General features: G+C 39.6%; 23 protein-coding genes and 1 pseudogene. 13 read left to right on the top strand and 11 right to left on the bottom strand.

All coding sequences use genetic code 11. The features are described from left to right. Positions 1-143: IS3 family transposase (locus AAX15_RS09705; protein ID WP_155397804.1), on the bottom strand; the 143-nt coding region annotated here is incomplete at its 3' end. A gap of 206 nt (positions 144-349) precedes the next feature. Here AAX15_RS09705 and AAX15_RS09515 point away from each other — a divergent pair. The 3 genes and pseudogenes from AAX15_RS09515 to AAX15_RS09230 all read left to right on the top strand — a co-directional run. After that, positions 350-448: pseudogene (locus AAX15_RS09515) on the top strand (ketol-acid reductoisomerase); the annotation flags it as partial. Between the two features lie 71 nt (positions 449-519). Then, a complete protein-coding gene (locus tag AAX15_RS02300; RefSeq protein WP_046938942.1) occupies positions 520-1,407 on the top strand; it encodes a hypothetical protein in 888 nt (295 codons plus the stop codon). 84 nt (positions 1,408-1,491) lie between these two features. Then, positions 1,492-3,168 (top strand): autotransporter outer membrane beta-barrel domain-containing protein, encoded by a 1,677-nt coding sequence (locus AAX15_RS09230; protein ID WP_080950401.1) that lies wholly within the window; start codon positions 1,492-1,494, stop codon positions 3,166-3,168. Between the two features lie 63 nt (positions 3,169-3,231). Here AAX15_RS09230 and glpX read toward each other — a convergent pair whose 3' ends face one another. After that, complete coding sequence (glpX, locus tag AAX15_RS02290) at positions 3,232-4,245, bottom strand: class II fructose-bisphosphatase (RefSeq protein WP_046938941.1); 1,014 nt, start codon at positions 4,243-4,245, stop codon at positions 3,232-3,234. 160 nt (positions 4,246-4,405) lie between these two features. On the opposite strand from glpX, the gene AAX15_RS02285 reads away from it, so the two are divergent. From AAX15_RS02285 to dtd, 3 genes are all read left to right on the top strand, one after another. Continuing rightward, positions 4,406-4,624, top strand: coding sequence for a cell division protein ZapB (locus tag AAX15_RS02285; RefSeq protein ID WP_005629924.1), 219 nt, complete (start codon positions 4,406-4,408; stop codon positions 4,622-4,624). Between the two features lie 109 nt (positions 4,625-4,733). Then, positions 4,734-5,174 carry an FMN-binding protein MioC gene (mioC, locus tag AAX15_RS02280; RefSeq protein WP_046938940.1) on the top strand — a complete coding sequence of 147 codons (441 nt, stop codon included), beginning with the start codon at positions 4,734-4,736 and terminating at the stop codon, positions 5,172-5,174. Continuing rightward, positions 5,171-5,605, top strand: a complete 435-nt coding sequence (gene dtd / locus AAX15_RS02275; RefSeq protein WP_046938939.1) for a D-aminoacyl-tRNA deacylase — start codon at positions 5,171-5,173, stop codon at positions 5,603-5,605. The genes mioC and dtd overlap by 4 nt, the downstream gene beginning before the upstream one ends. 522 nt (positions 5,606-6,127) lie before the next feature. On the opposite strand, the gene ispF is transcribed toward dtd, so the two are convergent. From ispF to ftsB, 3 genes are read right to left on the bottom strand one after another with little or no spacing between them, the layout of a single operon-like run. After that, positions 6,128-6,604 carry a 2-C-methyl-D-erythritol 2,4-cyclodiphosphate synthase gene (gene ispF, locus AAX15_RS02270; RefSeq protein WP_046938938.1) on the bottom strand — a complete coding sequence of 159 codons (477 nt, stop codon included), beginning with the start codon at positions 6,602-6,604 and terminating at the stop codon, positions 6,128-6,130. After that, positions 6,601-7,278: a 2-C-methyl-D-erythritol 4-phosphate cytidylyltransferase gene (gene ispD, locus AAX15_RS02265; protein WP_046938937.1), complete on the bottom strand. Its 678-nt coding sequence runs from the start codon at positions 7,276-7,278 to the stop codon at positions 6,601-6,603. Before ispD ends, ispF begins: the two co-directional genes overlap by 4 nt. Next, entirely contained in the window at positions 7,278-7,556 is a 279-nt protein-coding gene (gene ftsB / locus AAX15_RS02260; RefSeq protein WP_005627159.1) for a cell division protein FtsB, read from the bottom strand. Before ftsB ends, ispD begins: the two co-directional genes overlap by 1 nt. A gap of 224 nt (positions 7,557-7,780) precedes the next feature. Here ftsB and hel point away from each other — a divergent pair, with 224 nt between their 5' ends. Together hel and AAX15_RS02250 are read left to right on the top strand one after the other, a co-directional pair. Further along, positions 7,781-8,605, top strand: a complete 825-nt coding sequence (gene hel / locus AAX15_RS02255; protein ID WP_005638456.1) for a lipoprotein e(P4) — start codon at positions 7,781-7,783, stop codon at positions 8,603-8,605. 175 nt (positions 8,606-8,780) lie between these two features. Beyond that, complete coding sequence (locus AAX15_RS02250; RefSeq protein WP_046938936.1) at positions 8,781-9,464, top strand: rRNA large subunit pseudouridine synthase E; 684 nt, start codon at positions 8,781-8,783, stop codon at positions 9,462-9,464. A gap of 63 nt (positions 9,465-9,527) precedes the next feature. On the opposite strand, the gene ppx is transcribed toward AAX15_RS02250, so the two are convergent. From ppx to rraB, 6 genes are all read right to left on the bottom strand, one after another. Continuing rightward, entirely contained in the window at positions 9,528-11,057 is a 1,530-nt protein-coding gene (ppx, locus tag AAX15_RS02245) for an exopolyphosphatase (protein WP_046938935.1), read from the bottom strand. A gap of 7 nt (positions 11,058-11,064) precedes the next feature. After that, positions 11,065-14,961, bottom strand: a complete 3,897-nt coding sequence (gene tamB, locus AAX15_RS02240; protein ID WP_046938934.1) for an autotransporter assembly complex protein TamB — start codon at positions 14,959-14,961, stop codon at positions 11,065-11,067. A 9-nt stretch (positions 14,962-14,970) separates the two neighbouring features. Continuing rightward, positions 14,971-16,707, bottom strand: a complete 1,737-nt coding sequence (tamA, locus tag AAX15_RS02235; protein WP_046938933.1) for an autotransporter assembly complex protein TamA — start codon at positions 16,705-16,707, stop codon at positions 14,971-14,973. A gap of 152 nt (positions 16,708-16,859) precedes the next feature. Then, the gene (gene slyD, locus AAX15_RS02230; RefSeq protein ID WP_046938932.1) at positions 16,860-17,480 is read right to left on the bottom strand and encodes a peptidylprolyl isomerase; all 621 of its coding nucleotides are present in this window, start codon (positions 17,478-17,480) and stop codon (positions 16,860-16,862) included. A gap of 56 nt (positions 17,481-17,536) precedes the next feature. Next, on the bottom strand, positions 17,537-18,259 hold the full coding sequence (locus tag AAX15_RS02225) for an SIMPL domain-containing protein (protein ID WP_046938931.1): 723 nt from the start codon (positions 18,257-18,259) through the stop codon (positions 17,537-17,539). 54 nt (positions 18,260-18,313) lie between these two features. Continuing rightward, on the bottom strand, positions 18,314-18,736 hold the full coding sequence (gene rraB, locus AAX15_RS02220; protein WP_046938930.1) for a ribonuclease E inhibitor RraB: 423 nt from the start codon (positions 18,734-18,736) through the stop codon (positions 18,314-18,316). A 108-nt stretch (positions 18,737-18,844) separates the two neighbouring features. Between rraB and truD the strand changes: the two genes are divergently transcribed. The 5 genes from truD to nlpD are packed head-to-tail and all read left to right on the top strand — an operon-like array spanning position 18,845 to position 22,744. Further along, the gene (gene truD, locus AAX15_RS02215) at positions 18,845-19,864 is read left to right on the top strand and encodes a tRNA pseudouridine(13) synthase TruD (protein ID WP_046938929.1); all 1,020 of its coding nucleotides are present in this window, start codon (positions 18,845-18,847) and stop codon (positions 19,862-19,864) included. A gap of 9 nt (positions 19,865-19,873) precedes the next feature. Then, the gene (gene surE / locus AAX15_RS02210) at positions 19,874-20,614 is read left to right on the top strand and encodes a 5'/3'-nucleotidase SurE (RefSeq protein WP_046938928.1); all 741 of its coding nucleotides are present in this window, start codon (positions 19,874-19,876) and stop codon (positions 20,612-20,614) included. A gap of 29 nt (positions 20,615-20,643) precedes the next feature. Further along, on the top strand, positions 20,644-21,222 hold the full coding sequence (locus tag AAX15_RS02205; protein ID WP_046938927.1) for a YqaA family protein: 579 nt from the start codon (positions 20,644-20,646) through the stop codon (positions 21,220-21,222). A gap of 8 nt (positions 21,223-21,230) precedes the next feature. After that, positions 21,231-21,416 (top strand): hypothetical protein, encoded by a 186-nt coding sequence (locus AAX15_RS02200; RefSeq protein ID WP_005638432.1) that lies wholly within the window; start codon positions 21,231-21,233, stop codon positions 21,414-21,416. A gap of 23 nt (positions 21,417-21,439) precedes the next feature. After that, positions 21,440-22,744: a murein hydrolase activator NlpD gene (nlpD, locus tag AAX15_RS02195; RefSeq protein WP_046938926.1), complete on the top strand. Its 1,305-nt coding sequence runs from the start codon at positions 21,440-21,442 to the stop codon at positions 22,742-22,744. The last annotated feature ends 135 nt before the right edge of the window (positions 22,745-22,879 follow it).

The following is a 22,879-nucleotide window of genomic DNA, read 5'->3' as shown; positions in this document are numbered from 1 at the left end:
TTCAGTCCTTTTAATTTTAGTTGAATCCATCGATGACTATAGTAATCCAAATGATCTCTGACTGCATCAACTACCTCTCCTATGCTGTTGAATTTCCGACCATAAAAACCTTCCGTTTTTAATTGCCCAAAGAAACTTTCCATTGCGGCATTGTTCTAGTAATTCCCTTTTCTAGACATATTTTGAATGATGCTATTTTCTGTCCAGATTCGACGATAGGTTTAAGCTGTAAAATTCTCAAACGTAAGCGGTTTTCTTCCGTTTTAGGTGGAGGAGGCATTTTAGCATAGTGAGGCTTCATAAATTTGTCCTGATAGTTTATGAGGAATTAGCCTATTTATGCTATTGCGATGTAAACGATGCGATTCGTAACCATCCTGTTGAATTAATCGGTCAAGAATTACGTGGTTATATGACTGATATGAAACATATCGCAGTTGCAGGTTAATTATTAAACCAGTAAAATTCAAGCCAACTTTTTCAATAAGTTGGCTTTTTTTATAATCCAAAGGAATTAATATGAAAAATAATAAAGTTCTTAACCGCACTTTTAAAGTGAGTTTGGTAGCTGTGGCGTTAGGATTAGTTAATTCGGCATGGGCTATTGATTATAAACTATATGAAGGTACCGTATATAAGAATCCAGAAAGAACTGACTCTGAAGTAAAAAATATGAATTTTTATTCAGATTATGGCTATGATTTAACAAATAAAAATAATCTAGCCCATGTATCTTTTAGAATGAAAAATGGTTTAAATAATAAGGATTATCCAACAGAATCATTAATTTTCCTCGATCCTCAATTTTCTAATGGAGCTACCTCATTAGAAATCAAACCTAATAGCACTTTCACATTATCGAAAGCTTTTCCTGAAAGTTCTGTTTTTAATTTAAGAGATTCAAACCTTAAATTTCACTTCGGTAATATCAATTTATCTGAGGGGCTTTCTACAGTTGATGTAGATGGAAAGCCTGTTTTAGGAAATTCAGCATTTGAACTTCAGCGTAATAGTACTATTGATATTGATGCAGTTAGTATTGTTAGTTCAGCTAAAGAGAGCATAGGGTACCAACTATTTGATAAATCTACAGCAAATATTACCAACTCTTCTATTTTTCTGGGGGGATATAACAGCACTGCTATAGATGCCGAAAACTCAACATTACATATCAAAAATTTAGATATCACGCTACAGCCAGAAGGTATCGATAAATCAACTACTATTGCATACGCATCTGAGAATACTACATTAAATATTGAAGACAGCTTGCTCACAATTGAAGCGAAAGGTCAAAGTAAAGGTTTAGGTTTTGTACTTGATGGTGGCGTAACCAACATTACAAATTCTAACATTGAAAATAACACTGGAGATGTGGTTATTTTTACCAATAGACAAGATTCTTGAGATGACACAAATAATTACAGCTCAACTACCGTTAATCTAAAAAATACTAAAGTACCTGATGCAAAAGTGCTTGTAGGGTTAAATATGCCTGAACTAGCAGATACAGACTTAGCTGAAGGTGAAAAGACAAGTTCACCGAGATTTATTTTGAATGCAGATAACTCTCAGTTGAATGGTGTGGTAAAACAATACGACAACAAAAATAAAACGCCTGTTACATTAAACCTCACTAACAATTCTACATGGGATTTAGTTGATAACTCAGAATTAACTGACTTGCATTTAAATAATTCAGCCGTTTCCTTAACTAGCACCAAAGAGCCTTATGCTGTATTAACTATCACGGGAAATCTTACTGGCTCTGGAACATTTAATCTTTACACAAATATTGCCAATAACAATGCAAATAAAATCATTGTTCAGGGCACCGCAGAAGGTTCACACAAAATTGGGGTAACGAACCAAGGCGAGAATGTTGCTGACGGTAAAGTAACTCTTGTAGAAACCAATGGTGGTAATGCGGCATTTAACTTAACTAATGCGAATAATCGAGTAGATTTAGGTGCTTATCAATACTTCCTAACAAAAGAGGGAAATAATTGGGTATTAGCGAACTCTAAAAATGTAGTTACACCAAGTAATTCTGTGGTAACTCCAAGCAACCCTGTGGTGACTCCAAGCAACCCTGTGGTAACTCCAAGCAATCCTGTGGTGACGCCAAGTAATCCAGTGATGACTCCAAGCAACCCTGTAGTGACTCCAAGTAATCCTGTAGTGACTCCAAGTAATCCTGTAGTGACTCCAAGTAATCCTGTGGTGACTCCAAGTAATCCTGTGGTGACTCCAAGTAATCCGGTAGTACCATCTGCAGCTCCAGTTCTACCAAGTACACCATTACTTTCAGACTTAGCAAATGCACAAGTTTCTCTTCGCCAAGCACAATTGCTTTTAGTGGAAGATGATTTAAGTGGCATTCATCAACGTCTAGGTGAAGTGAAAAACGGTGAAAAAGGTAATGTATGGGTTCGTAATGTGAATTCTCGCCAAAAATTAGCCGCACTTTCGACAGGTAAGAGTGAAACTTCTGGCTTTAAACAAAACGTACATAGCTTACAAGTGGGCGCTGATGCTGCTGTAACAGATAATCTTCGTATCGGTGGATTTGTGGGCCGTAGCCAAGCTAACGTTGATTTCAATGGTTATTACGGTGATGGCAAAGTAAGAAGCAATAGCGTGGGCTTATATGCAGCTTACCTTGCAGATAACGGTATTTATGTAGATAACATCGTGAAATACAGCCGTTTACACGCTAACTCAAATCACACTGAAAAACGTCATTACAATGCTTATACTATCTCAAGTGAGTTAGGCAAACGTTTTAGCCTTGTGAACGATTGGACAATCACTCCGCAAGCACAATTAGCGTGGACACGTATTTCATCACAAGAGAATGAAGATAGCTTATCTTCTGTTTATTCTCGAATTGGTTTACGTGTAGCCAAAGGCTTTGCATTAAGTAATGGTTGGAATTTACAGCCTTATGCAGAAGTCAATGCGATTACCAGCAAAAACCGTAGTAGCAAAATTCATTACACAAACAGTGCACTTGATGTCGCAAGCATCCGTGGACGTTTTGAAAGTGCGGTCGGTTTAAATGCGGGATTTGCAAATCATCGTTTTGGTTTAGAAGTAAGCCGTGCTGACGGTAAAAACTTCGACAAACCTTATGCAATTCAAGCGATTTATCATTATAGCTGGTAGTATCTTGCTAAACATACCTCTTAAAAGTGCGGTGAAAATTCACCGCACTTTTGTTTGCCCAAACTAAATATTCAAAATCTTATAAATTTCAGAATCTTTACGATCTAGATAATGGATGGATTGGATTTTACGAATTGTGCGGGATTTTCCACGAATTAAAATTGTTTCAGTGCTGGCTAAATTTCCTTTTCGAGAGATACCTTTAAGCAAATCGCCATTGGTGATACCCGTTGCGGTAAATACTAGATTGTCATCACGCACAAGATCTTCAAGTTTTAACACTTCATTGATTTTTACGCCTAATGCTTCACAACGCTGAATTTCATCGGCAGCAATTTTTTTATTTTCTTCGGTATCACCTTTTACTTCGTTACGAGGAAGTAAACGAGCTTGCATATCGCCACCTAATGCGCGAATTGCAGCGGCAGCAGCCACACCTTCTGGTGCGCCCCCGATTCCGTAAAGAAGATCGACTTCGGCATCAGGCAAACAGCACAATACGGAACCAGCTACATCACCATCAGGGATTGCCATCACTCTCACGCCCAAGCTATGCATTTGTTTTATTACCGCATCATGGCGTGGTTTTGCCAATACCATTACGGTGAGATCAGAAAGGGATTTTCCTAGCTTAGATGCGACACGGCGAAGATTTTGTTCTAGAGGTAAAGTTAAATCAATCATACCTTTAACATCGGGACCAACCACCAATTTTTCCATATACATATCTGGTGCTTTTAAAAAGGTATTTCTACCGCCGGCAGCCAAGACAGAAATAGCATTAGACTGACCCATTGCGGTCATACGCGTGCCATCAATAGGATCAACAGCGATAGAAACCAGTTCTCCCATGCCAGAGCCGACTTTTTCGCCAATATAAAGCATTGGTGCTTCATCAATTTCGCCTTCACCAATAACGATTTCAGCATCCATATGAATTAAATTCAGCATATAACGCATGGCTTTCACTGCTGCATCGTCAGCTGCATTTTTATCCCCTCGACCAAGCCACATATGAGCCGCTAATGCTGCTGCCTCAGTCACACGTGAAAATTCAATAGCCAATGCACGATTCATCATTATTCTCCTTCTGCTTACGTTTCTAGATCATGGCAAAATGGCCTTATTCTATCACTACGTAATCGTTTGCATAATAATTTTTTCTCCAACGCTTTAAAAAGGCAAATTTACTGGGTAAAATACTCTCAAACTTACCCATATTTAAAAGGAAATCATTATGTCTTTAGAAATTTTGAACCAGCTTGAAGAAAAAATTAAACAAGCGGTAGAAACTATCCAATTACTTCAATTAGAAGTTGAAGAATTAAAAGAGAAAAATGCAGAATCTCACAGAAATATCGAAAGTTTACAAACTGAAAACGAACAACTGAAAAACGAACACCGCAACTGGCAAGAACATATTCGTTCATTGCTTGGCAAATTCGATAACGTTTAATCGTAATAAAAGGCTTAGAAAATCTAAGCCTTTTTATTTTAATTATTTCAAAAATATTCTTTTTACTTTTCCCTGTGTTAGGGAAGAAAAATAAATACAGGATAATCAAATGCACATTTGCATTCTCTCTGGCAGCACTTTAGGTAGCGCAGAATATGTTGCCGAACATTTAAACGATGTTTTAGAAACTCAAGGTTTTTCTACCGCTCTTTTTCACGGTCCCAATTTATCCGACATTGAAAACGAGAAAATTTGGCTTGTTGTGACTTCAACTCATGGTGCAGGCGAGTTGCCAGATAATTTAAAACCTCTATTTGATGAATTAGCTAAAAGTCAAAGCGATTTTTCAGATGTTCGCTTTGCTGTCGTTGGATTAGGTAATTCTGATTACGATACTTTTTGCTATGCAGCGGATAAAGTGGAGCAAGTGCTTCAAGAAAAAAGTGCGGTAAAAATTTGCGAGACTTTAAAAATTGACGTTTTAAACGTGGATGATCAAGAAGGCTATGCTGAAGCATGGTTACCGTTCTTTATTGAGGGATTAAAATGATTGCCTTAATCCAGCGTGTCACTCAGGCAAAAGTTGATGTAAACGGTGAAACAATAGGACAAATTGGCAAAGGTTTACTGGTTTTGCTTGGTGTAGAAAAAGAAGATAACCAAGAGAAAGCGGATAAACTTGCTGAAAAAGTGCTTAATTATCGAATTTTCAGTGATGAAAATGACAAAATGAATTTAAATGTTCAACAAGCACAAGGGGAATTACTTATTGTTTCACAATTTACATTAGCGGCGGATACGCAAAAAGGTTTGCGTCCAAGCTTTTCAAGAGGTGCACCCCCAGCATTGGCTAATGAATTATATGAATACTTTATCCAAAAGTGCGGTGAGAAATTACCTGTTTCAACTGGGCAATTTGCAGCGGATATGCAAGTGAGTTTAACAAACGATGGCCCAGTTACATTTTGGTTAAATGTATAAATAAGGACGGTTGATTTAGTTATAAGATTCTTAAGACTTTTAGAAAATTAAGCACGCTAAATAGCTTAACTAATGGAATATGTACGTTTTAACGTAGATATTCCATTAGTCAACGTCAACTAACAACATAGCACCTAACAACAAGGTTGGTGAGCAAAAAGGCGAACTGAAGCCGTCCATTGCTCCCTCGTCCATAAATGGACGTTTCCTCTCACCAATGGCCACTTATAATAACAAGGGTGAATTATCACCGCTGCCATTTCACTGATTAGGGACAATCGGGAATGTCAGACAACAGCCCGCCAAACCCAATAGGCAAAGTGCACAGCGCAATGCCAAATGGCACAAACATCCATTCTTGCGCCTAAATCTTTTCATTTATAGTCTGTGTTATCAGCTACAAACTCACTGTACAAGAATATGGTATGCCTTTTCCTAGGTTAAAACTGTGATCTAGATCACAAAAATAAAAATGCGGTGAAATTCTTTTAAAAATTTCACCGCACTTTTAAGAATAAACAATTATTGTCGGATTAAAAGGGCAACGGCTTCACAAGCAATTCCTTCTTGTCTTCCTGTAAAGCCTAGTTTTTCAGTAGTCGTTGCTTTCACATTGACTTGCTCAATATCGCATTGTAGGTCTTCAGCTATTTTGGCACGCATAGCATCAATATGTGGACGCATTTTAGGTGCTTGTGCAATGATGGTGACATCGACATTGCCTATTTCATATCCCTTTTCTTGCACTTGACGAAATGCTTCACGCAATAGCCCACGACTATCAGCATTTTTATATTGCATATCGGTATCAGGGAAAAGCTTTCCTATATCCCCTAAAGCCGCGGCACCCAAAATAGCATCAGTTAAGGCATGTAATGCCACATCACCATCAGAGTGCGCAATAAACCCAGTATGATAAGGCACTTCTACGCCGCCAATAATTAATGGGCGATCTTCACCAAACGCATGAACATCAAAACCGTGTCCAATTCTGATCATAATTTATTCCTTGTTAAATAAAATTCTGCTAATGCTAAATCTTCTGGACGAGTCACTTTTAAATTATCGCTACGCCCGGCTACCAAGTGCGGTTGAAATCCTGTGAGTTCCATTGCCGATGCTTCATCCGTTATATTTGCACCTTGTTGAATCCCTGTGGAAAGCGCATTTCTTAATATATCTACTGGGAAAAACTGTGGTGTCATCGCTTGCCAAAGCTGACGACGATCTTCTGTTTTCACAATACATTGCTGATTATCCGCTCGTTTAATCGTATCCGTCGCTGGAATTGCCAAAATAGCACCATGTTCATCTTCAATGGCTAGCAATTTATCAATGTCGGCGTGTTGTAAACAAGGACGCGCAGCATCATGAACAAGCACCCATGCATCTTTTTCCTCAATCGCGTTTAAACCATTTAATACGGATTCAGCTCGTGTTACGCCACCTTCTACTAGCTGAATTTTACTAGGGAGTGATAGCTTATCAATATAAGGATCATCTTTGCTCACTGCCAAAATAATTTTAGAGACGGCAGGATGAGAAAGCATAACATCAAGTGTGTGTTCGAGCAGTGTTTTTCCAAGCAGCGTTAAATATTGTTTAGGTTTATCCGCTTGCATTCGCGAGCCCACACCAGCTGCGGGCAATACTGCAATAATTGAACGAGCCATTATTTATTCTCTTTCACAATGTGATAAAACACTTCGTTTTCTTTCACCATGCCATGTTGCATTCGCGCACGTTCTTCAATAGCCTCAAAGCCTTTGGTGAGTCCTTGAATCTCCGCATTAATACGTTGGTTGCGTTGAGACAGTTTTTCATTTTCCGCTTGGTTTTCTACAATCTTTGCGGCAGTGTCGCGGTAATCGAAGAAACCATTACGGCCAAACCATAAGTCATATTGGAACAAAGCTAATACGGCAAAAAGAATGAGAATAAGAAGTCGCATAAAAATGTTGGTGATGAATAAAATTGCGGTTAGTTTACCGTGAAAAGGGGGGAAAGGCGATAGGATAAAAAGAAAGTGCGGTAAGTTTTACATCTAAATCTCTCGTTAAAAATGTGACGAACATCACAAATTTAATAGAATTACCAAGAAATCGCCCCAAAAAATAAAAAGGCTTGCTATACTCTCCCCGTTTTTACTAACCCTAAAGTTAAAAGGAATATAACATGAAAACAACGTTAAAAATGACCGCACTTGCAGCACTTTCTGCTCTTGTTTTATCTGGCTGTGGCGCACACAAAATGAAGTCCGAAGAACACGCAAATATGCAATTACAACAACAAGCTGTTCTTGGCTTAAACTGGATGCAAGATTCCGGTGAATATAAAGCATTAGCTTATCAAGCCTACAATGCGGCAAAAGTAGCATTTGATCACGCAAAAGTGGCAAAAGGTAAGAAAAAAGCGGTAGTGGTTGATTTAGATGAAACCATGTTAGATAACAGCCCTTATGCTGGCTGGCAAGTTCAAAATAACAAACCATTCGATGGTAAAGATTGGACTCGTTGGGTAGACGCGCGTCAATCTCGTGCCGTTCCGGGTGCGGTAGAATTTAACAATTACGTAAACAGCCACAAAGGTAAAATGTTCTACGTAACAAACCGCAAAGATAGTTCTGAAAAAGCAGGCACTATCGATGATATGAAACGCTTAGGTTTCAATGGCGTGGAAGAATCTGCATTTTATTTGAAAAAAGACAAATCAGCTAAAGCAGCTCGTTTTGCAGAAATTGAAAAACAAGGCTATGAAATCGTACTTTATGTAGGCGATAACTTAGATGACTTCGGTGATACCGTATATGGCAAATTAAACGCTGACCGCCGTGCATTCGTTGATCAAAACCAAGGCAAATTTGGTAAAACCTTCATCATGTTGCCTAACGCAAACTACGGTGGCTGGGAAGGTGGCTTAGCTGATAGCTACTTCAAAAAAGATACCAAAGGCAAAATTAAAGCTCGTTTAGATGCAGTACAAGCTTGGGATGGCAAATAATTTTCCATTAAAAAATCGGTTTAAATATCAATTCTAAAAATTTAGTTTGGGGGCTAAGCTCAGTTTTACTGGCTTAGCCTTTTTAGTTTTTTAGATTAACTCAGGTAATTATCATTACTACAGCTTGAAGTTTTGCTATGATGTTGCAAGTCTTTCAAAATAGAAATCTAATTCAATGAAGAAAAATTTTTCGGCAGGAAAATTGCCGTCTAAAGGAAAAAGTGCGGTTAATTTTCACCGCACTTTTAAGCCTAAATCAAAACCTAAAACGCTGTCGTTGGATGAAACCAAAGTTGTGTTATTCAATAAACCTTTTGATGTGCTCACGCAATTTACCGACGAACAAGGGCGCGCTACCTTAAAAGATTTTATCTCAATTCCAAATGTTTATGCGGCAGGTCGATTAGATAGAGACAGTGAAGGATTATTGATTTTAACTAATAATGGCGAATTACAACATCGTTTGGCCGATCCCAAATTTAAAACAGAAAAAACCTATTGGGTGCAAGTGGAAGGCATCCCTGAAGAAACCGATTTAGCACAACTCAGAAAAGGCGTTGAACTCAAAGATGGCATGACAAAACCCGCTCAAGTGCGGTTAATTTCAGAGCCAAATTTATGGGAACGCAACCCACCTATCCGAGAACGGAAAAATATTCCCACAAGCTGGTTGGAAATTAAAATTAGTGAAGGGCGTAACCGTCAAGTGCGAAGAATGACTGCGCATATTGGTTTCCCCACCTTACGATTGGTGAGAGTAAGTATGGGCTCATTATCTATTAATGGATTAGAAAATGGCTCATTTAGATTATTATCATTGGATGAAATAAAAGCGTTATTTCAGACCGTCAAATTATAAAAATAGGGCAAGTATTTAGCTTGCCCTAAATTTTTCTCCCATAAATATTGAGCAGAAAGATGATTAATAAAAAACTAAACTGCTTTCAAACTCTTTCATAAGATTGCTTTCTGCTCGCAATTCATTCCAAATTAACGGGTTACGATCTAAATATCCGCTTTCAAAATTCAATGTCCAATCATTCAAAGTGCGGTGCGTTTCAAGGGTGAAATTTTTTGCTGTTTCTGTTGCTTGACGGGATTTATTGAGAATAACCGCAAGACGAAGCAATCGCATTAAAGCCATCACATCTTGCTCGCTATAACGTGCAAATTTAAAAAATTCAGCAGGTTTAATCGTGCCAATATGCCAACGCACTAACGCGGTAAGCAAACGTTGCTGTTCACGATCAAACCCAGGCAGTTCCATATTTTGTAAGATATAAGCCGAATGTTTTTGTAAACCTTTGTGATTAATCACAATGCCAACTTCATGCAAGCGCGCTGCCCAAAGTAGGATTTCGCGCATTTCTTCAATAAATTCTGTCGATTGCCAATCTTGATATTGCGCACTGAGTAAATTAGCACTATCCGCAACGCGGTGGGCTTGGGCTTGGTCAATATTGAATTGCTCGCTTAACCCCCAAGCTGTGCGCGCTCGAATATCTGCTACTTGGAAGTTTTTCTCTAGGCTATAAATGACGCCTTCGCGCAATGCACCGTCAGAATAGCGCATTTGTTGAATATGAAAAACTTCAAACACCGCACTTAAAATCGCTAAACCGGGTACAAAAACATCTACGCGGTCTTGGTTTAAACCGTTAATATTTAGCTCAGTAAAATGCTTGGCTTGTAGTGTTTGTTCAATTAGAGCATTTAATCGCTCGGCTGTAATGGTTCCATTTGGATCAAGATTAGTCGCAATGACTTGTGCAACAGTTTTAATCGTCCCCGATGATCCGAGCACAGATTGCCAACCTAATTTGCGATATTCAAATCCTAAATCTTCGATTTTATTTACCGCACTTTGGCGCGCGCGTTGAAAGTTTTCTGGAGAAATGACACCATCGGTAAAAAATTGAGTCGCAAAACTCACGCACCCCATATGGCGGCTTTCAGCCACAAGCGGCGTGAAATCATCGCCGATAATCATTTCTGTCGAGCCACCACCAATATCCACAACAAGCTTACGGCCTTTTTCTGGTTGCGTGTGGCATACACCTGCGTAGATGGTTTTAGCTTCAGTTTGCCCACTAATAATATTAATGGGATAGGGGAAAACTTTGGCTGCTTGACGTAAAAATTCGTCATTATTCACCGCTCTTCGTAACGTATAAGTACCAACCACATTGACATTTTCAACAGGAAATCCTTGTAAACGTTCGGCAAATAAGGCTAAACAATTTACACCACGCGTGATAGCCTCTTGATTAAGCACCGCATTTTCATCTAAGCCTTCCGCGAGTTTAACTTTTTGTTTTAAGCGAGAAAGTACTTGGATTGAGCCGTTCACAATACGCGCAACAATCATGTGGAAGCTGTTTGACCCGAGATCAATCGCCGCGATTTCACGTACATCGCTGCGGTGCTGGGGTTCTAAAATAGGGTGATTCATAAAATTCCTAAAATTCAAATTGATAAAGTAAGTCAAACACCTGGTTTGTACTAGAAACGGATTGAAAATAAAGTTGTGGCATTAAGCGGTAACGTAAGGTTACTTCTGCCAAGCCATCAAATAAGCCTACACCATATTTTATTTGTAAGCGGTTGGTGAGATTTCCGCTGACGGTCACTTTGGATTTATCACCCACACCCGATGTGCCAAGGTTTAAATCTTGGATACCAAAAGCCTCGCCAATACTTCCCACTAATTTACCGCTCTTTGAAAGTCCTAGGCCAAGTAATGCAGCCCCCACGGATCCACTAGAGCCCGCCTCACCACTATTTTCTAATGAACGACCCGTTAACAAATAGGAAAGTGCTTGATCTTGTGGTTTACTTGGTTCGCTAAAGATGGTGACATCAGGTCTATCTGCCGTACCTATTACTCTAACACCAGCTGTAATTTTGCTGTCTTCCATTGCCTCTGGATTACGAATTGCTTCAATGTTTAACATCGGTTGTGACGGTTGGCCAGAAAAGTTAATTTGTCCTTTTCGAATTAATAAATCTTGTCCAAAAGATGCATAACGTCCTTTAGTTAAATTAATTTGCCCGAATAAACCTAAATTGCCCCTGTCTTGTTTCACAGAAAGTAAACCATCAAGATTGGTTTTTAAGCCATAGGCATCAAGGCTGACGTCTTTACCAATATTGATGCGTAAATCAGAACGAATATCCATGCCTGATTTTGTTTTTGCCGCAAATTCACGTTTAATCAGTTCTTCTTTGCTCTTATGAGGGCCATTTAAAATAACTTCATCTTCGCTCACTGGCTCAGCAGTGTCTGGTAAGCTATCAATTCTAATTCGCGCCCAAGGAATATCCACCGTTCCGCTTAAATTCAATTCTTTAGGATTCGCTTTCACCGTGATATTTGGACTGAAACGTAGTTTCGCCATAGAAGGAATATCCACGTTGAAATTATTTGCCTGAGCATTTAATTCTGTTGTCCAATGTTCAATATTTGCCCAGTTTGCTCGGCCAGTTAAATTCAAACGGTTATCACTAGTTTCAATTTTGCCCTGCAAGGTGGAATTATTACCGTGGAAATGTACGGCAATATCGCCATCAGTAATATTGACTGGCATAGATTTTAATTTGGTACGAATATTGCGAATATTGAAGTCGCCATTTAATAATGGTTTCTCTAAATTCCCGCCGAAACTCAACTTCGAAACAACCTCACCATTCACTGATTCACCACTAGTAAGTAGCTGATTTGCGATAGACAAGCTTAATCGTTCTATTGCAAGAGTTCCGCCAAGTTGACGATTTTTAGCCAGGTCATTTAGATGAATATCACCTACAATCCTGCCTTGGTTATGCACATTGATGTCTGTTTTTAAAACCAAATTATTATTTTGAATGTCGGCGTTAAGGGTTAATTTGGGAATATCCAATTTAAACGTACGGTAATCCAATTTTTGAGAGAAAGCTAAGTGATTACCATCTACTTTTGCGGTAAATTGAAATGGTTTATCCGTAAACCAAGCAACGTTACCTTGGGATTGCAAGTTTCCTTTGAGGCTATCTTGTTCGATAAGTTTATTCACTAAATCTAAATTAACACGTTTGAATTGGAAAGGAATATACCCTTGCTTGCCCACATTGAATGCTTGGGGGAAACATAATTCTACATCTGTATTTTGCCAGCAATGTGCGGCAATATTGGCTTGTGTTTGTTTGTGATCGTAAGACACCGCAATAGCTTGGTTAGATTTTACATCGCCAATAGGTGTATCAAATTTTGCTTGGGAAAGTGTGCCTTTCCACTGCTCCAAAGTGCGGTCAAAATGACCGTTAATTTGTAAATTTGCAGCAACAGGCTCACCTTGGGATTTAAGCGTTAACAGATGATTTTGTTCATCGCCAGATAAGGCGAGATCAAGTAAACGGAGTTTAACACTTTCACCATAATGAAGTTGCTCCGCCTTAATATTGAATTGTCCTTTAGCTAAAGGATCGCTTTTGATATTCCCTTTCGCGCTCGCTTTAAATAATTGGAAACCTTGCAAGTGTAAATTAGACGAGGTTAAGTCAAGATCAAGATTTGGGCTGGTGAACTGACCAGAAATAGCCGCATGCCCTTTCACATTACCGCTTAAATCTGACCATAAACCACGCAAATTCGGTGCATCAACATCTAATACAAAATCAGAATGGTCATCTAATACCCCTCTTGCGTTAAGATGATTTTCACCATATCTAACCTGCAAATCAGGTACTGTTAGAAGTACATTTTGATTAAGTGTTGCAGAGCCTTTTAAACTAATGGGTTTTGAAGACAGTGTTCCATTTAAATCAGCTACTGGCAGTTCCACTTGCCAGCCTTGAGAGCCAGCAAAACCACGCGAATGCAATTTGCCAGATAGCGTTGCAGGCATGACCGGTACATAAAAACCGATATTCATTTTTTCTAAATCGGCTTGTACATCCCAGTTTGCGCCCTCTTTCCAGTTTGCAGTCCCCACAAATTCACTTTTACCGTCTAACGAAGCTATCCCTAATTTATTAACGGTTACTTCATAAAGTTTGCCGTCAGCATTAAGGTCCACTTGAGATGCAGGAATATAATCCATTCCATCTACGCCACCTTTAAGTTCAGCATGATAATTCAGTAAATCCCCTGTGAGCTTAAGTGTCACATCATTAATTTTGAGTGGCGCCATCGTGTTTACAAAAGCGTATTGTCCTTTTGCCACATTTAATGTGAGGTTTAAGGGCATTTTGTCTTGCGCTAATTGCACTTCGCCATTCAGTTCAGCATCTAATACGCCTTTTGTTTTTAAAGAAAGTGCGGTGGATTTTTTTAATGATCCCGAAAGTGTAAGATCGACATCGCTCGCTGGCAGAATTTCTTTTCCAGCAGATTTCAACGGCTCCAAATGGGATTTTAAAGTTAAATCTAGTGGCATATCGCCATCAAGTTGTAATTTACCTTGTGAATAAAGATTACCCAATGAGCTTTCTACCGCTAATTTTTGTAATTGCAGTTGGTTATCGACGGTATCCGCCTGTGCAATAAGGCTTGGGATTTCAATAGATTGAAGTGTTTCACCTTTTTCATTCACCGCTTGATAATGCCAATTTTTGCCTTTAATCGCGGGGATGTGTAAATCAAAAGGAAGAATTATTTCTGATACATTGCCTAAAAAAGCAGGCGTTAAAGATTGCTCAATCGCATCCCAATCTACAGGCTTATTCGGCTGTTCGGCTTTCAGCTCTGATTTAACTTCAGGCAATTTTTTTGAAATAACTGAAATATCGTTAATTTCAGTCGGTGCAATAGTTAAGCCTTTTTCATTATTTAAACTTACCGCACTTTTAAAATGACTGAGAGTAAGATGAGTCTGGTCAATATTTACAGATAAATCTTGCACCACCAAATTTTCTGCATTGATACCAATTGGCAAGGCAATGCGCTTCATCGGGTCAGACGTTGAATCATCAGGCGTAGATGGAGGCAGTAATGCTGTATTAATTGCAATCGTCGGTTTATTTAGGGTGAAATCGCGTAAACAAACCTCACGTGAAAGCAAACAACCGAAATCAAGCTGTAAACGTGCTTGTGCAATATGAGTATCAATCCCAGCGGTTTGATAACGAACATTATTTAGCACCAAGCCATTTTGTAGTCCGCCTTCAATTTGCTCAACAGAAAAACTATCAAGCATTTTATCGGCAAGTTGAATTAAACTTCTTTGCCCCGCATCGAAAGAAAGTGCCCCAGCAACACCTAAAACAGGCACCAAAATGACCGAACTTCCGATACAAACAGCCTTGCGTACCCAATGTTTTTTATTAGGTTGCTCAGGTGATTTTGGTGAAGTTTCTGATGGTTGTATTTGTTCTGTCATAAATTCACCTTAAATTTCTGTACCAAGTCCGATGTAAAATTGAATATTTTTGCTGTTATCTTTATCACGAATCGGGGTGGCAATATCAAATTTAATTGCGCCCACTGGTGATGCCCAACGGACACCAATGCCTGCGCCATAACGCAATTCTTTAGTCGTGTAATCATTAGCTGCTAATCCGCTATCTGCGAAGGTCGCCGCCCACCAATTCGGATAAACTTGATATTGATATTCTAAAGAACCCGCAAGTAATCGTGAGCCACCAACCAATTTTCCGTTTTTATTTTTAGGCGCAATTTTTTTATAGCCGTAACCGCGCACACTGCGATCGCCACCAGCAAAGAAACGAAGTGCGGGCGGAATTTTTTCAATATCCTTTGTATGTAAATACCCAACTTCAGCACGAGCAACAATACGGTGATTTTCCGCATAAGTACGAATCCATGCGCTAGAGGCTTGTACTTTTACGAAAGACGCTTCCGATAACCAAACTTTGTTACCCACATCAAACGTGATTTTTTGTACGTCGCCCCAAGTTGCAAAAGAACCGCCACGTAATCGGGTGCGAGTAAATCCGACCGTTGGATAAAGAAGGAATGTTTTATCGGTTATATCGGCTTGTGTAAAACTATCGTATCGTGCACGAAGTCCGCCAAAATATTGCCAGCCATGCGCGTTGTTCCAATAACGTAATGCGGACAACGTAAGCGCTCTTGTATTGGTATCATTCTCTTTTTCACCTTCCCAACCGACAGAGTAATCATAGTAATAATTTAATGGATTTTTAAGTAGAGGCATTCGATAAGTTGCCTCTAAAGTTTGTTTTGGTGCAGAGAGATAAAGATTAGTGCGGAAACTATGTCCACGGCTATTAATCCACGGTTTTGTCCAACCAATTTGAGTGTGCACGCCACCATCAGTTGCAAAGCCAACCCCTAGTTCCATCGCATTTTTTTTACGTGGATAAAGAATAATCTCCACATCCACAGTTTTGCTTTTATGATTAACATTAGGTTGAACTAATACTGAACTAAACCAATTTGAAGACGAAAAATCGCTGGTTAAATCCGATAAGTTATTCATTAAATACGGATCACCAGATTTGATGTTAAGAATATTATTTAAGTAATCATCACGAATTTGTGAATGGCTAAAAGTAATATTGCCATAATGATAACGGACACCACTATCAAATAACATTCGCCACCATGCTTGATGGGTTTCAGGGCTGATTTCTAAACGTGAAATTTTGAATTCCCCATCAAAATATCCACGATTTAATGCTAAACGTGAGATCGCTGTTTTGTAATCATCGTAAGTTTGGTGTTCGACTAACACCCCTTCTTTAGGTAATTTTTTACGTAGCGCATCAAAATTTTCATCTTGTGCGGCTTCCCCTTCAATTTGCACATCAGTGCCCGCAATTTTTGTTGGCTCGCCAGGTGTAACATGAGCAATCAACAAATCGCGTTTGCCTTGACGCTGTTTTCGTTCAAAACGCACGGAAGATTCATAATAACCAAACACACGCAAACCACGATCCACAGCTTGAGTGACTAAATGTTGATAGCGTTCAGACCCATCCATTTCTTCTTTGTTAATCAGATGAACATTAAGATCCGTATTACGAACAGCACGGAAACCACGGATGCCTTGAACTTCAATATTAACAGTTTGTTCCGCAAGTGCAGGAAAGCAACTTAATGCCAAAAAAAGTGCGGTGAGTTTTAGCGATTTTTTCTTCATTTTAAGGGGCTAAAATTTTCTAAGTAAATTGCGCTATAGTCTACCGAGAAGTTCGTTAGGATCCAATATTTTCAGCGCATTTTGTCAGTTTTTTAATAAAAAAATACCGCACTTCATTGCTAAAGTGCGGTAATGTTTTTGGCTGTTTTTAATTAATGACCGCCGCAGCCACAGCTGCCGTGACCATGTCCGTGTCCGTGACCACCGCCGCAACATCCGCTGTGATCGTGATCATGGTCGTGATGGTGGTTATGACCACCACAGCCACAACCGTGACCTTCTTCGTCATCATCATGGTGGTGGCTATGCGCACCGTGAACGTGGCCGTGTGCGATTTCTTCTAACGTTGCTTCACGGGTTGCGACAACTTCAACGGTAAAGTGTAATTCTTGCCCCGCTAACATGTGATTTCCATCAACCACAACTTCATCGCCATCGATTTCAGTAATCACCACTGGAACAGGACCAATGTCAGTATCAGCTAAGAAACGCATGCCAACTTCAAGTTCATCAACACCTTGGAATACATCTTTTGGTACACGTTGAACCATATTTTCGCTGTATGCACCGTAACCTTCTTCAGGTTGTACACGTACTTCAAATTTGTCGCCTACTTCTTTACCTTCAAGCGCTTTTTCAAGACCGATTACTAAATTATTGTGGCCTTGTAAATATTCTAGTGGTTGATTCGCTGGAGCTTCATCTACCAATACGCCATCTTGTGTGCGAACTTGGTAAGCAATGCTCACCACTACATTTTTTGCTACTTTCATTATGTTTTCCTTATAAAAAAAATCGGTTAAAAAAAGTCGTACCATTGTAGCGAAAATTATTCCGCGCGCAATGCAATTCGCGCACTAATGCGTGCTTTTATTTTCTCTTTACCATTTTCCAAATAAGCATCGCCAGAAGAATCTATCACACTCATATCGGCAGATTTTGCCATCGCCATCATATAAGGTCGTGGGCTCATGGTTTGTTCATTCACGGAAGAGACATCTAAATCTAAAATTTGATAGCCTTTCATATTCAACGAATTTTGAATTAATGTGGCTTTGCTTTTAAATTTATCCAACGCAGCTTGAGTTAATTCATTTTCTAAACTCATTAATTTTTCTGATGAAATAAGTGCATTCGTACTTTCCACCGCCATAACACCATCAAGCTCGCTGATCACTTTGGAGATGGCTTGGAAATCTTTGCTTTCTAATACAAGTTCTACACGATCAATCCAGCCAGATTGCTTGCCTTGATTGTTATAACGCACACTGGTATGACGAAAATGATCTTTAATTTCCACCGCACTTTCGTTTTTCGCGATAGAAAGCGCTTTGCTTAATTTCTCATTGATAGTTTTATTTAAGGTTGAAAGTGAGGTGCCTTCTGCCTGATAAAAAAGCGTAATTTGTAACAAATCTCGTGAAACTTCTTTTTCAACTTCAGCATTAAAAGAAACAATATTATTTTGCACCGCACTTTGAGGATTATCCGCCAATGCGGGCACAGCAAAAGGCAACACCAATAATGCTAAGGAAAGCGATTTTAATTTCATGTTGAAACTCCTAAAAAAATAACCGCACTTATTAAGTGCGGTTAAAAAGAATGATTAATGCACACGAGGCTCTTCGACATCCTCGTCATCAAAAAATTCCCCATCATCACCGTATTCATCGTCATCGGCATTCGGGTCTTCAAAATAGGTGCCCCAACCATCATAAATGCCTTTATGTTTTTCTAATAACGGAAGGATTTCTTTTTGTTGAACATCAATAATTTCCGCTTTTAATTCTACTTCACTGATAATGTCAAAACAGAAAATTGGTTTTCCATCATCATCTTCAAATTCTTCCGCTTCGGAAACTTCATAACCAGCTTTAAAAGCATCTACGGCGATTTTTTCTAACAAATCAAAATCGTGATGAGCAATGTGATGCTCAATAATGTAAAGCGCATCCGGGTCACTACCATCGTTAAGTAAATCAGTGATAATTTCACGGGTTTCTGCTTGTAACTCAGCCAATTTTGACATAATAAAATCCTTCAACAAGAACAAAAGTGCGGTTATTTTAGTGGATAAATCACCAAAAGTCGCATAAAATTTCGCGCAATTATTTTCTATAAAAAAGAACCCTTAATCATGCTCGAACAACTCCCTTATTTGGCATTAAAAACACAGCCAAAAACCACCGCACTTTTAAAAGCTGAATGTGCGGATTTTATTGTAAAAGAGCATTTAGGCTATGAAATGTCAGGCGAAGGGGAGTTTGTTGCGTTGTATGTACGCAAAACAGATTGCAACACCTTATTTGTTGGCGAAAAATTAGCTAAATTTGCCGGTGTTTCTGAACGCAATATGGGATATGCGGGGTTGAAAGATCGTCGAGCAGTGACAGAACAATGGTTTTGTTTACAAATGCCTGGAATGGAAACGCCCGATTTCAGTCAATTTGAATTAGATGGCGTAGAAATTTTAACGGTTACTCGACATAACCGAAAAATTCGCACGGGTAGCCTTGAGGGAAATTATTTCGATATTTTATTGCGTGGCGCGGAAGAATCAGATGAGCTTAAAGCGCGATTGGATTTTGTGGCAAATTTTGGTTTCCCCAATTATTTTACGGAACAACGTTTTGGTCGGGATAGTCATAACCTCACGCAAGCATTGCGTTGGGCGCAAGGGAAAATCAAGGTAAAAGATCGCAAAAAACGCAGTTTTTATCTTTCCGCTGCGCGCAGTGAAATTTTTAATCTGGTTGTGGCGGCGCGTATTGCAAGGGCCGCAATAAATCAAGTTTTACCAAACGATATTGTGCAATTAGCCGGTTCGCACAGTTGGTTCAAAGCGGATGAAAAAGAAGACTTAAATGCCTTGCAAGTGCGGTTAGAAAATCAAGATATTTTACTCACCGCCCCTTTAATTGGCGAAGATGCTTTGGTGGCAAGTGATATTGAAAATGAAATTGTGAGCCGGCATTCAGTCTTCGCTCCTTTAATGAAACAAGAAAGAATGAAGGCGGCACGTCGTCCATTATTAATGAAGGCAAACGCGTTTTCTTGGGCATTTGAGCCTGAGGGCTTGCGTTTGAAATTTTATTTGCCAGCAGGCAGTTATGCCACGGCATTAGTTCGTGACTTAGTAAATTATACAGAAGCATAAGGAAGTACAATGCGAATTTTAGTCAGTAATGATGACGGTTTTCACGCGGAAGGCATTCAAGTTTTAGCAACAGAATTAAGAAAAATTGCAGAAGTCATTGTTGTTGCACCTGATCGTAATCGAAGTGCAGCATCAAGCTCGCTCACATTAGTAGAGCCTCTGCGCCCACGCCATTTAGACAGTGGCGATTATTGTGTGAATGGTACGCCAGCAGATTGTGTGCATTTAGCATTAAACGGATTTTTATCTGGCCAAGTGGATTTAGTGGTATCGGGCATTAATGCAGGTTGCAATATGGGCGATGATACGATTTATTCAGGCACATTAGCAGCAGCACTTGAAGGGCGTCATTTAGGCTTGCCTGCTATTGCGGTTTCGTTAGATGGTCGTCAACATTATGAAACAGCAGCACGAGTGGTGTGTGATCTCATTCCAAAATTACATCATCAATTATTAAATCCTCGTGAAATTATTAATATCAACGTGCCGGATTTACCTTTTGAAGAATTAAAGGGTTACAAGGTGTGTCGTTTGGGTTACCGTGCGTCGTCTGCAGAAGTCATTAAACAAAGGGATCCTCGTGATGAAACGATTTATTGGATTGGCCCTTCAGCATTACCTCAGGATGAAAGCGAGGGAACGGATTTCCATGCGGTGAAAAATGGTTATGTGTCTATCACGCCAATTCAAGCAGATCTTACTGCGCATCATTCACTTTCGGCTTTACAAGATTGGTTAGAGCAGGAATAATGGCGCGTTTTACCAAATAGAGAAGAAATATGAAAATTTTCGGTACGATGTACGATAAAACCATGCAATGGTCAACGCACCGCTTTGCGACTTTCTGGCTCTCTTTTGTTAGTTTTATCGAGGCTATATTTTTTCCTATTCCACCTGATGTGATGTTGATCCCAATGTCAATGTCAAAGCCAAAAAGTGCGATAAAATTTGCATTGTATACGGCAATTGCTTCTGTCATCGGTGGGGTGATTGGTTACGCTATTGGTTATTATGCAACGGACTGGGTGGAAAATATTGTACAACAATGGGGATATGGTGCGTATTGGGCAAAAGCCATAAATTGGTTTGAGCAATGGGGCGTATTAGTTGTGTTTGTGGCGGGTTTTAGTCCAATTCCTTACAAGGTGTTTACTCTCTGCTCTGGCGTAATGCAAATGGCATTTTTCCCTTTTGCCATCACCGCATTTGTTTCACGTTTAGCGCGTTTCTTGCTGGTGGCAAAATTAGCTGCGTGGGGCGGTGAAAAATTCGCAGCAAAATTGCGAAAATCTATTGAAATTATTGGTTGGTCAGTCGTTGCGCTGGCTGTCATTGCTTACTTTATATTGAAAAACTAGGATAAAAAATGAATAAATTAGGTCTTATTTTAATGGCTGGATTCGTATTGGTTGGATGTGCATCAGAACCAGTTAAAGATCCAGATGCGTTGCCAAACGGCATCATGCAACCAGTAGAAGGCACAGGCGCTGTTGCTGGCGGTAGCTTTATGCCAGAAATTCAAAAAAATACAATGCCAGCGCAAACGAAATAATAAAGGAACAATAAGGAATTGTTATGAAAAAATCATTTCTCTTACTCCCTTTGAGTCTTGTCGTATTATCGGCTTGTACCTCTAATTCTCCAGCGCCAATCAGTAATGCTGATGGCAATCTTTCCCCTGGTATCATGCAACCTGTAAATGGTGAAAGTGCGGGCGGTTCTTGGCAACCTGAAATTCAAAAAAACACGGTACCAGCGATAGGCGGTGTACCAACAGGCGTGCAAACTCCACAGCCAAATTTCCAACCAACCTATCAACAGCCTGCCATGCCAGCAGCGCCTGCTCAACCGGCATTCAAACCTGCACAGCCAGTATTTCAGCCGGCTCAAAAACCAGTAGCGCCAACACCAGCTCCAGCTGTGCAAACAAAAAACATCACTAAAACAGTTTCTGATTGCGTAGGTTCGCAACATATTAATGTTCCACGTAATCCAAATACTAATGCACCAGATTACAGCCAAATTGAAAAAGGCTCTTACAAAGGCAATACCTATAAAGTGAATAAAGGCGATACCATGTTCTTAATCGCTTACTTGGCGGGGATTGATGTAAAAGAATTAGCTGCATTGAACAACATGACTGAGCCTTATAGTCTGAGCCTAGGACAAACTTTAAAAATCTCTAATTGTGGTACAAAAACCGTAACAACAACGGTTCCTGTAAAACAACCTGCGGCAGCAACAGCAACGACTACTGCAGAGCCGACAACGCCAGCAGAACCAGCAGTCACCTATACGCCAGGTGCAAATGGTACGCAAATGGGATCTGATGGCACAATCATTGGACCAATTAAATCTGGCGCAGGTGTAGCGAATAGCGCACCAGCAATGGTACCGGTTGCAACTGCACCAGTTGCCCCTGCGACAACACCATCAGTACCAACAACACCAGTAGAGAACACCAATAGCACACCGATTAATGCCAATGTTGTTGCACCAATCGCATCAAATGTTGCATGGCAGTGGCCGACTTCAGGTAATATCATTCAAGGTTTCTCCAATACTGATGGCGGAAACAAAGGGATTGATATTAGTGGTTCTCGTGGACAGGCTGTAAAAGCAGCTGCATCAGGTCGTGTCGTGTATGCAGGCAATGCTTTACGTGGTTACGGTAATTTAATCATCATCAAACATAATGATGATTTCTTAAGTGCTTATGCGCATAACGACAAAATTCTTGTAACCGATCAACAAGAAGTCAAAGCTGGTCAAGAAATCGCAAAAATGGGTAGCTCTGGTACAAATACTGTGAAACTTCACTTTGAAATTCGCTACAAAGGCAAATCAGTGGATCCAGTACGTTACCTCCCAAGACATTAATCTTCCTCTAAAAAGAGCGGTGAAAAATCTCAATAAATTTTCACCGCTCTTTTTTATCTGGCTTTTTCCCCTTTCGGCACCTAAAATAGCCGCCACAAAACCTATCTTTATTCAGTTTCAAAGCAGGTAATTAGA

Origin of the sequence: Haemophilus haemolyticus, from assembly GCF_001008275.1 — a bacterium.
GTDB lineage: Bacteria > Pseudomonadota > Gammaproteobacteria > Enterobacterales > Pasteurellaceae > Haemophilus > Haemophilus haemolyticus_P.
Note: the sequence above shows the minus strand (reverse complement) of the source record. Positions and strands in the feature narration are given on the sequence as shown.

Bases quoted from the DNA above. Each gene is read 5' to 3' on its own strand.
- ppx (WP_046938935.1), bottom strand. From the start codon at position 11,057: ATGAATCACCCTATTTTAGAACCCCAGCACCGCAGCGATGTACGTGAA.
- ftsB (WP_005627159.1), bottom strand. From the start codon at position 7,556: ATGCGACTTCTTATTCTCATTCTTTTTGCCGTATTAGCTTTGTTCCAA.
- truD (WP_046938929.1), top strand. From the start codon at position 18,845: ATGCTCGAACAACTCCCTTATTTGGCATTAAAAACACAGCCAAAAACC.
- AAX15_RS02300 (WP_046938942.1), top strand. From the start codon at position 520: ATGAAAAATAATAAAGTTCTTAACCGCACTTTTAAAGTGAGTTTGGTA.
- AAX15_RS02225 (WP_046938931.1), bottom strand. From the start codon at position 18,259: ATGAAATTAAAATCGCTTTCCTTAGCATTATTGGTGTTGCCTTTTGCT.
- ispD (WP_046938937.1), bottom strand. From the start codon at position 7,278: ATGGCTCGTTCAATTATTGCAGTATTGCCCGCAGCTGGTGTGGGCTCG.
- rraB (WP_046938930.1), bottom strand. From the start codon at position 18,736: ATGTCAAAATTGGCTGAGTTACAAGCAGAAACCCGTGAAATTATCACT.
- dtd (WP_046938939.1), top strand. From the start codon at position 5,171: ATGATTGCCTTAATCCAGCGTGTCACTCAGGCAAAAGTTGATGTAAAC.
- mioC (WP_046938940.1), top strand. From the start codon at position 4,734: ATGCACATTTGCATTCTCTCTGGCAGCACTTTAGGTAGCGCAGAATAT.
- tamA (WP_046938933.1), bottom strand. From the start codon at position 16,707: ATGAAGAAAAAATCGCTAAAACTCACCGCACTTTTTTTGGCATTAAGT.
- nlpD (WP_046938926.1), top strand. From the start codon at position 21,440: ATGAAAAAATCATTTCTCTTACTCCCTTTGAGTCTTGTCGTATTATCG.
- AAX15_RS02205 (WP_046938927.1), top strand. From the start codon at position 20,644: ATGAAAATTTTCGGTACGATGTACGATAAAACCATGCAATGGTCAACG.
- AAX15_RS02200 (WP_005638432.1), top strand. From the start codon at position 21,231: ATGAATAAATTAGGTCTTATTTTAATGGCTGGATTCGTATTGGTTGGA.
- tamB (WP_046938934.1), bottom strand. From the start codon at position 14,961: ATGACAGAACAAATACAACCATCAGAAACTTCACCAAAATCACCTGAG.
- hel (WP_005638456.1), top strand. From the start codon at position 7,781: ATGAAAACAACGTTAAAAATGACCGCACTTGCAGCACTTTCTGCTCTT.
- AAX15_RS02250 (WP_046938936.1), top strand. From the start codon at position 8,781: ATGAAGAAAAATTTTTCGGCAGGAAAATTGCCGTCTAAAGGAAAAAGT.
- AAX15_RS02285 (WP_005629924.1), top strand. From the start codon at position 4,406: ATGTCTTTAGAAATTTTGAACCAGCTTGAAGAAAAAATTAAACAAGCG.
- surE (WP_046938928.1), top strand. From the start codon at position 19,874: ATGCGAATTTTAGTCAGTAATGATGACGGTTTTCACGCGGAAGGCATT.
- AAX15_RS09230 (WP_080950401.1), top strand. From the start codon at position 1,492: ATGCCTGAACTAGCAGATACAGACTTAGCTGAAGGTGAAAAGACAAGT.
- glpX (WP_046938941.1), bottom strand. From the start codon at position 4,245: ATGAATCGTGCATTGGCTATTGAATTTTCACGTGTGACTGAGGCAGCA.
- ispF (WP_046938938.1), bottom strand. From the start codon at position 6,604: ATGATCAGAATTGGACACGGTTTTGATGTTCATGCGTTTGGTGAAGAT.
- slyD (WP_046938932.1), bottom strand. From the start codon at position 17,480: ATGAAAGTAGCAAAAAATGTAGTGGTGAGCATTGCTTACCAAGTTCGC.